Source organism: Nostoc sp. ChiQUE02, from assembly GCF_034531305.2.
Taxonomy (GTDB): domain Bacteria; phylum Cyanobacteriota; class Cyanobacteriia; order Cyanobacteriales; family Nostocaceae; genus Nostoc.
Map to the genome: position 1 here is coordinate 1 of NZ_JAVRBN020000107.1, position 6,455 is coordinate 6,455.

At 39.0% G+C, this 6,455-nt stretch carries 9 protein-coding genes; 1 reads left to right on the forward strand and 8 read right to left on the reverse strand.

Going from position 1 to position 6,455, the window contains the following annotated elements; translation table 11 throughout:
* Positions 1 to 118 precede the first annotated feature (118 nt).
* Positions 119 to 535 carry a hypothetical protein gene (locus tag RM347_RS35430; RefSeq protein ID WP_322720469.1) on the reverse strand — a complete coding sequence of 139 codons (417 nt, stop codon included), beginning with the start codon at positions 533 to 535 and terminating at the stop codon, positions 119 to 121.
* 520 nt (positions 536 to 1,055) lie between these two features.
* Here RM347_RS35430 and RM347_RS35435 point away from each other — a divergent pair.
* Complete coding sequence (locus RM347_RS35435) at positions 1,056 to 1,253, forward strand: DUF2811 domain-containing protein (protein WP_322720468.1); 198 nt, start codon at positions 1,056 to 1,058, stop codon at positions 1,251 to 1,253.
* A 182-nt stretch (positions 1,254 to 1,435) separates the two neighbouring features.
* On the opposite strand, the gene RM347_RS35440 is transcribed toward RM347_RS35435, so the two are convergent.
* The 7 genes from RM347_RS35440 to RM347_RS35470 form a co-directional block, all read right to left on the reverse strand.
* Positions 1,436 to 1,603 (reverse strand): hypothetical protein, encoded by a 168-nt coding sequence (locus RM347_RS35440; RefSeq protein ID WP_322720467.1) that lies wholly within the window; start codon positions 1,601 to 1,603, stop codon positions 1,436 to 1,438.
* A gap of 85 nt (positions 1,604 to 1,688) precedes the next feature.
* Positions 1,689 to 2,159, reverse strand: coding sequence for a hypothetical protein (locus RM347_RS35445; RefSeq protein ID WP_069073586.1), 471 nt, complete (start codon positions 2,157 to 2,159; stop codon positions 1,689 to 1,691).
* A 261-nt stretch (positions 2,160 to 2,420) separates the two neighbouring features.
* The gene (locus tag RM347_RS35450; protein WP_322720466.1) at positions 2,421 to 2,597 is read right to left on the reverse strand and encodes a hypothetical protein; all 177 of its coding nucleotides are present in this window, start codon (positions 2,595 to 2,597) and stop codon (positions 2,421 to 2,423) included.
* Positions 2,598 to 2,676: 79 nt separating this feature from the next.
* Positions 2,677 to 3,057 (reverse strand): hypothetical protein, encoded by a 381-nt coding sequence (locus RM347_RS35455; RefSeq protein ID WP_322720465.1) that lies wholly within the window; start codon positions 3,055 to 3,057, stop codon positions 2,677 to 2,679.
* Positions 3,058 to 3,172: 115 nt separating this feature from the next.
* Positions 3,173 to 5,005, reverse strand: coding sequence for a hypothetical protein (locus tag RM347_RS35460; protein ID WP_322720464.1), 1,833 nt, complete (start codon positions 5,003 to 5,005; stop codon positions 3,173 to 3,175).
* Positions 5,006 to 5,117: 112 nt separating this feature from the next.
* On the reverse strand, positions 5,118 to 5,285 hold the full coding sequence (locus tag RM347_RS35465; protein ID WP_322720463.1) for a hypothetical protein: 168 nt from the start codon (positions 5,283 to 5,285) through the stop codon (positions 5,118 to 5,120).
* A gap of 160 nt (positions 5,286 to 5,445) precedes the next feature.
* Complete coding sequence (locus tag RM347_RS35470; RefSeq protein WP_322720462.1) at positions 5,446 to 6,240, reverse strand: peroxiredoxin-like family protein; 795 nt, start codon at positions 6,238 to 6,240, stop codon at positions 5,446 to 5,448.
* Between the last annotated feature and the right edge of the window lie 215 nt (positions 6,241 to 6,455).

Here is a 6,455-nt window from a genome sequence, read left to right on the forward strand (position 1 = left end):
TGGCTTTTAACCTTATTTTTTAAGCCAAATTTTTATGTTTAACTAATAATTTAGCATAACAGGTACTGAAGAACCTTATATTTCTATCTCAAAAATCATTAAATCTGTCGAAATTTGATTAATCTAAATACAATGCTGAACTTTGAAATGCCTCTTCTGGTGTTCCATAAAAAGTACCATTATTAAATAAGCTAGGTTCGTATTTTTCATTACTATAGGTATAAAAAGCCTTTGTCCATTTCTCTTCATTCCCTTTGTACCGCAATCGACACAGATCAATTGGTGTATTCTTGGCTCTCTCTATATATTCAGAGCGTGTTATTTTAAACATTGATAGGTCATCATTGTCTGGTAAAAATGGTTCTTTATAAGCATCTATGTAACAGAAATATCCCTTAAAACGCACATCAATACGTATGTATTTTCCTGCATAATGCTGCTCTGCATAAGCTAATATCCGGTGCTTTGTTCTCTGTTTGACCTGCTCCGGGATTTTTACCCCTCCTGAATGTGGATCGTTTACCCATCCTCTCATGATTAGTTCCTTCGGTAATACTGAGGCTGATGTCATACTGCAACGCCAGAGATTACAAATCTGAACTTTTTGCAATTCTTATCATTACCTCTACCTTTCCTGGCAGATTCCACAGACTTTCCACAGCTATTTCTGCTGTTTTCCACAGTTGTTTTACAAGATAATTGGCTTCTGTTCACCCAATGGGTATTTTGTCATGTCTGTAGCAATCAGTCTGCTTTACTGAGTTATTATTACGCAACGTAAACAAAACCTACTTCTAACCCTAGCTTTCACGTAATTATTTATTTTTTCTATATTTCTCTTTAACATTTTGCAACATTGACAAACTGAGCCAATCAGCACAAAATAAATCCACTAGCCTTTGCCGCCTGTTCCATTTTGAGTATCAACTGTATAAAAATATTCAGTTGTTAGTGCCAGTGGTTCGGCTAGCATTGAATGGGTGAAACTGTACTTGCACTGTATCACCTCTAGCTTGTTGTCCCTATTGATTTGCTTTTTCTGAAGCTTTTATTATATGAACTCAACCCAAAACATCTTTACTACTCTTCCCGAAACGCTACATCAATCTCTCAATACCTACTTAGAAAAACATCCTGATTGGGATGAACATCGCCTTATTACCGCAGCCATCTCCCTGTTTCTGCTGCAAAATGCTGATGGCGATCGCAGTATTTCCCAAGTTTATCTCGAAACTTTGTTTCGTCGTGGCTAATGTTATTCTTTAGAAGGCATACTAAATAACAAGGTCAATCAAACTATACACTCAGAAAGATTTTTTCAGTCAGGATTAATGGCAACGAAAAACGAGGTAAAAGCGGAAACATCTACTATTGTAGTATCGCAACTTCCAGATGCAGCAGAATCCTAACTCGTAGAAAATGCTGAAGATGTGGCTCAACCAATGGAAATTTCCCTGGGTAGTGACGACATTTTAAACTCACTCAAAACCAAGAGGATCGGGTGATAGTAACCGTCTACTGCTATTTTGATATATAGTTCTAAAGTTTGCAACATTTGATGAAATTCTTCTAATATTGCTCTTTGCTTGATAATGAGTACCAAAATCTCACTCCTAACACTCTAAATACGTAACTAGCTACAAGTTTTATTTTTGTGGAACCGCCAAATAAATCTCTGCATTGAACAATTAAATAAATTCCACCTCATTTGGAAAAATAAATTCACACTCAACAGGTGATAACCAAATATGACAAATTACATTGTCATATTCTTCTGCTTCAACTATCGCTCCTGCTTCACAATACTTTTTTCCAACAAAATCAGAGTTTCTTAAGTAAAAAATTTTGGGTACTAATAATTTAGCTAACTTTAATTTACCTTCTTGTTTAGCTTGATAATAGGCTTGGGTCAGTTGTTCATTACTAGGATGATGACGCACGTAGCTCATCAATGCTTTCCACTTTTGGGGGCTGAGTCTTTCTTTTAAACTGTCAGATAAACTTGTATCACTTTGTTTTTGCTGTTCGGCTTCCCATTTCTCCCATTTCACCCTTTGGATATATAACTGAACAGCTTCTTTAACAGAAATTCCATGCGTTCTCGCAATTGTCAAGACATGAGCGGCTATTTCTAGGTCTTTAATTGAGTCGGAATCCATTGAAAGTAATTACAATTTTCAGATAGTAAATCAGTTGATACTCCTATATTTACAACAAACCAGTCTACTTAGCTCTTGCACTAACAATTAAAATTGCGATTACACCACCAAATATACTAGCCTTGGCTCAAAAACTTATTTTTATATTGGCTTGTGTTGTGGAACTTTGTTAAAAATGCGCTCAGTGCGATCGCCTTACTACCGCCCACCACAGCCCTCAAGCGACCCCAACAGTTCCGTTGAAAAACCGTTCTGAAAAGGCTAAATCGGCATCGGTAACTGGAAGATTGCACTTGAGGAGGAGCGATCAGACTTGTACACAGCAAGAGCGATCGCCTTGTGCCAAATCTGCGATTCAACATCAGATAATCCCTGCTGTCTAACAACAATGGCTTTGATGATGCGGCGGTTTCCAGTTGGGGAGTGAAGTGGGAGCAACTTCTCTAATTCTGCCAGAGAAGTTGCAAGATAAATTCGTAAACTCTCAAGTCGGAATTAGAGATTACGAATTGAGAGTTTATCTCCTCAAAATATTAATAGCTGCACCTGCTGCTGCGCCATCTAATAAATCGCCAGCCACATCTTCGCGCCCGCCAAGAATAGCGCGAACCCCGGCGCTACTTGCTGCACCGACTGCGGCATCTCTACCTAAGTTACGTTTTTTCTTACGTCCAACCAAATTGACGGCAGCACCAGCCGCAGCACACTTAGCAGCATTGCGTAAAACAGTACCACGTCTTCTAGCAGCTCCAGTTACTACACAAGTACCAGCACCAAGTGCTGCATCTCCTAAAATTCGGTCGTTAGCTGTTGCTGGTTGAAGAGGAACTAAGGAGATTCCAGTTAAACTGGCAGCCATGAAACTGGGTAGAAATGCGCGTTTGAGAATTCGATTCATAGTAGATACCTTCTTAAAAAATCAAACGACTGTTCAAAAGACTAAAAAAAATTCAATTTGTTGCAGTCATAAATTCGCTTATTTCTAGTTTAGACTTGGAGCTTAATGCTTTACATCAATCCAATCCCAAATTTCTCATCGCTTTCCACAAATTAGGTCGTCGCTTATGCTGGACTTTCCATTGGGACAACAAACTATCATAACTCTGCGGTGCTAACTCCTTCAAAGCAGACATCCATTGTGCATTTTTCGTATAATCCGAGCTTTGAGACGAGTCCGGTCTAGGTACAAAGTTGTGTAAATTTGCTTGCCAATAAGCCATCACTCTTTCCCACAAATCAGGGGGCGCATATTCTTGGAGATACATTCTCCTAGAAATATCATCCCGTGTTGATAGTTGGTTTGGTAGAATCACAATCTCATAAAACTTAGGATAGGGGGATTTTCCCTGATACTTTATCTCGGTCAAATCTTTTGTTAACAAATGTATTACACTATATTCCCCACCCAGTTGTCCTTCATCTCCAGGTAAATTCTCCAACCACTCGATAATTTGTTGCCTAAACCAAGTATGTCCTTTTTCCTCAGTTGTAATACTATCGAGCAACCAATGCAACCACCAAGTATCTACGGGTTTTTGATTTGTATAAAAATATGAATATCTGTATGGTGTACCACGTTTAATTATTGATTCACGCCAAGATGTAAACAAGGCTTTGTGAGTATCTTTATTAACTGGTATCTCAGCAAAAGCTTTGAACATACTCGACCAGTCATAACAAAATTCAAAAGTAATATACTGAATTGACAACGCATTCACCCGTTCGATTTCTCCCAATTCTCGAACAGCTTGCTGATAATAGCGAAGTAAAGTTTTTTCCTTTTCCCAATTCCCAGGAGCGTAAGAAAATCCACCCACAGCAACAAATAGCAGCGAGTTTTCTGGTGTCCAGGGATTCAAGTCAGGTTTGTTTTTTAATAACGCATCCAAAGTCTCTTGAATCACTGTAAGACTTTCTCTATATTCCTGTTTAGCCAACAAATCCTCAATTACAGGTAAACCATTTTGCCATTCCTGGGAAATAGTCGTCCGGAGATTGTTCAAATATATCTCTGGGGTTGCAAATTGCTGCATCAATTCCATGTAAACTATATGCCAATAAGAAAAAGTATTCTCTAGGTCATGCTTCCACAGAGAAACTTCTCGATTGGCTGTCAATCCGTCAAAAATTAACTTTTTTTCAACATCAGGTAAATGGGAAAAGAAATCGGTAACAGCATCATCATCTAAACTGGTGTGGTAAAATTCCTTATCCAATTCCCTAATTTTTTGAGCTAATTTGAACCCATCTTGTCCTTGTGACTGCACCAATAACCATTCCCATTCCAATAAGCTACTTGTTGTTGCTCCTTCCAAATGAATACCATTAGCAATTTCCATCCAGTCGGGTATACCATTAAAGATTTCACTTTCTGCTGACAACAAACTGGCTGCAAAACCATCGTCATTACTAAAGCCATTCTCAAAAGCCGTTTTTACCAATGGCTTCATCTTTTGTGCAACAGCTTCTAAATCTTCAACAAAAGTACAGTCATCAAAATAAGGTTCTTCCCAGCTTGCTTCTTGGACTATATATTTCCCTTCTGACTGGGATGCTGACAAAATAATCTGATTCCATTGTCCCCATAATTGAGACCAAGTTTGAGCTAATTTTGCCAAAGAAGTTGGTTGTGCTTTGCTTGTTTTTACCTGTTCTACTGTTTGAGGTGGAGCGATGATTTGAGTTAAAGTCTCTTGGGTATTCCCTTGTAGTTGAGCAAACACCGTTACTCGCTGTTCGTTGGATAAAACCGCAAATAATTCATCCAGTAGCTGGGAAATTTCCCCTTCTGTAAGTGCTTCAAAGATGCGCGAACCAACAGAGGTTTCTTGTTTAATCTTACTCAAAGAATTGCTCTGGCTCTTTTTTGGCATCTTGGTAAATCCCCTTAGCATTACATAAATAGCCTATTTCAACCGGAAGTAACGAGGAGGACACTCAAACATTATTTAACAAACGTTAATTTGCAATTTCAGCTTCCAGCAAACTCAACACTTTCTCTTCCAAATCCGTCAAATAAGCACGATTCAGCTTCCCCAGCATCTCCAAAAACTTCTGCACCGACTCCTCCAGCCCACTCGAATACACCCGATTGATGCGATCAGCTACGCTGGGCGCTTGCGCCATCGCAAATCACCTGCATCTGCTCACACTCGGCAGCCAGGTAATTGTAAGATTTGAGGTGCTGCAAACCGACGGTGTACTCGCCATCCCACATTCTCACGGTACAACTGAACTCATTCACTGCGCTGAAAATTCTCTTCTAACAGCCACCTTTGCCGATTAATTACTTATACAAAAAAGATAAGGGATTGCTCATATTTTCAGCAAAACCAAGAATCCCGCGATCGCGATGTTCGTAAATTAACTGACCTTGGGAATCAAATAGAAAAGTGCCTCCCCGTTGTGTCAAATAAGATGAATCTGGTACATAAATATTCCAGTTTCTCAAAACTTCAGTCATGTTTCGCAGGCGCAGTGTTGCTAATTCAAATGGGCGCTGAAAACCTTTTCCTCCAGCCGCTTTGAAAAACGAACCTTTGATTGCGGGTATTGGTGTACCCATGACAACTTCCTCATCAGCAATTAACTGAGGTGCTTTTTTATCACCTTTATAACCTCGAAAAATTTCCTTTAGAGTTCCCGGACTACCAATCCCCGCACACATTAACATTAAATTCAGTAAAGCTTTTTGTGACATTGATAGCAGAGGAAATTGTATACTCAGTCCTTGATAAATATCTAAAAGCTCGTGAATTTCAGCTTTTGCATCCACAAACAACCATTCTTGAGGGAAGCCCGTATATTCACAAAATTTGATCCCAGAATTGCGGTTTCCAATTCCAATAGCTCTAATTGTGATTCCTCTGGCTTCAATCTCTTCAAATTCTCTTCGCAGCCACCAAGCGTATTCTAAATTATCAAAATCTCCCAACTGTGACCAAATAAGTACGAGTAAATTTGAAGTATTTGAGCAACCATCTAAAACGGGTTTAATCTCTCCATCACTAACTCGCAAGCGTTGAGTTTGACTCAAAATTGAGTAAATATCTGGAGAATTGATGGGTGTTTCAGTATTCATGTACAAGAAGGCAACAGTCTTTAAATAAAGTTTTAGATAGATTCAGACAGCAACCCTGACATATCTAATAGACATCTCCAAAAACTATCAAAGCTTTGCTGTGACTAGCTCATAATATCCAAGCGCAAGGCTCGCTAACTAGTAGTCTGGCAAGCCAACTTTGCAGGGTGAGACAGATTTTTGATAAGCTATTTGAAGTGTGGCTGCGGGTAACA

Bases quoted from the DNA above. Each gene is read 5' to 3' on its own strand.
- RM347_RS35430 (WP_322720469.1), bottom strand. From the start codon at position 535: ATGAGAGGATGGGTAAACGATCCACATTCAGGAGGGGTAAAAATCCCG.
- RM347_RS35470 (WP_322720462.1), bottom strand. From the start codon at position 6,240: ATGAATACTGAAACACCCATCAATTCTCCAGATATTTACTCAATTTTG.
- RM347_RS35445 (WP_069073586.1), bottom strand. From the start codon at position 2,159: ATGGATTCCGACTCAATTAAAGACCTAGAAATAGCCGCTCATGTCTTG.
- RM347_RS35455 (WP_322720465.1), bottom strand. From the start codon at position 3,057: ATGAATCGAATTCTCAAACGCGCATTTCTACCCAGTTTCATGGCTGCC.
- RM347_RS35465 (WP_322720463.1), bottom strand. From the start codon at position 5,285: ATGGCGCAAGCGCCCAGCGTAGCTGATCGCATCAATCGGGTGTATTCG.
- RM347_RS35435 (WP_322720468.1), top strand. From the start codon at position 1,056: ATGAACTCAACCCAAAACATCTTTACTACTCTTCCCGAAACGCTACAT.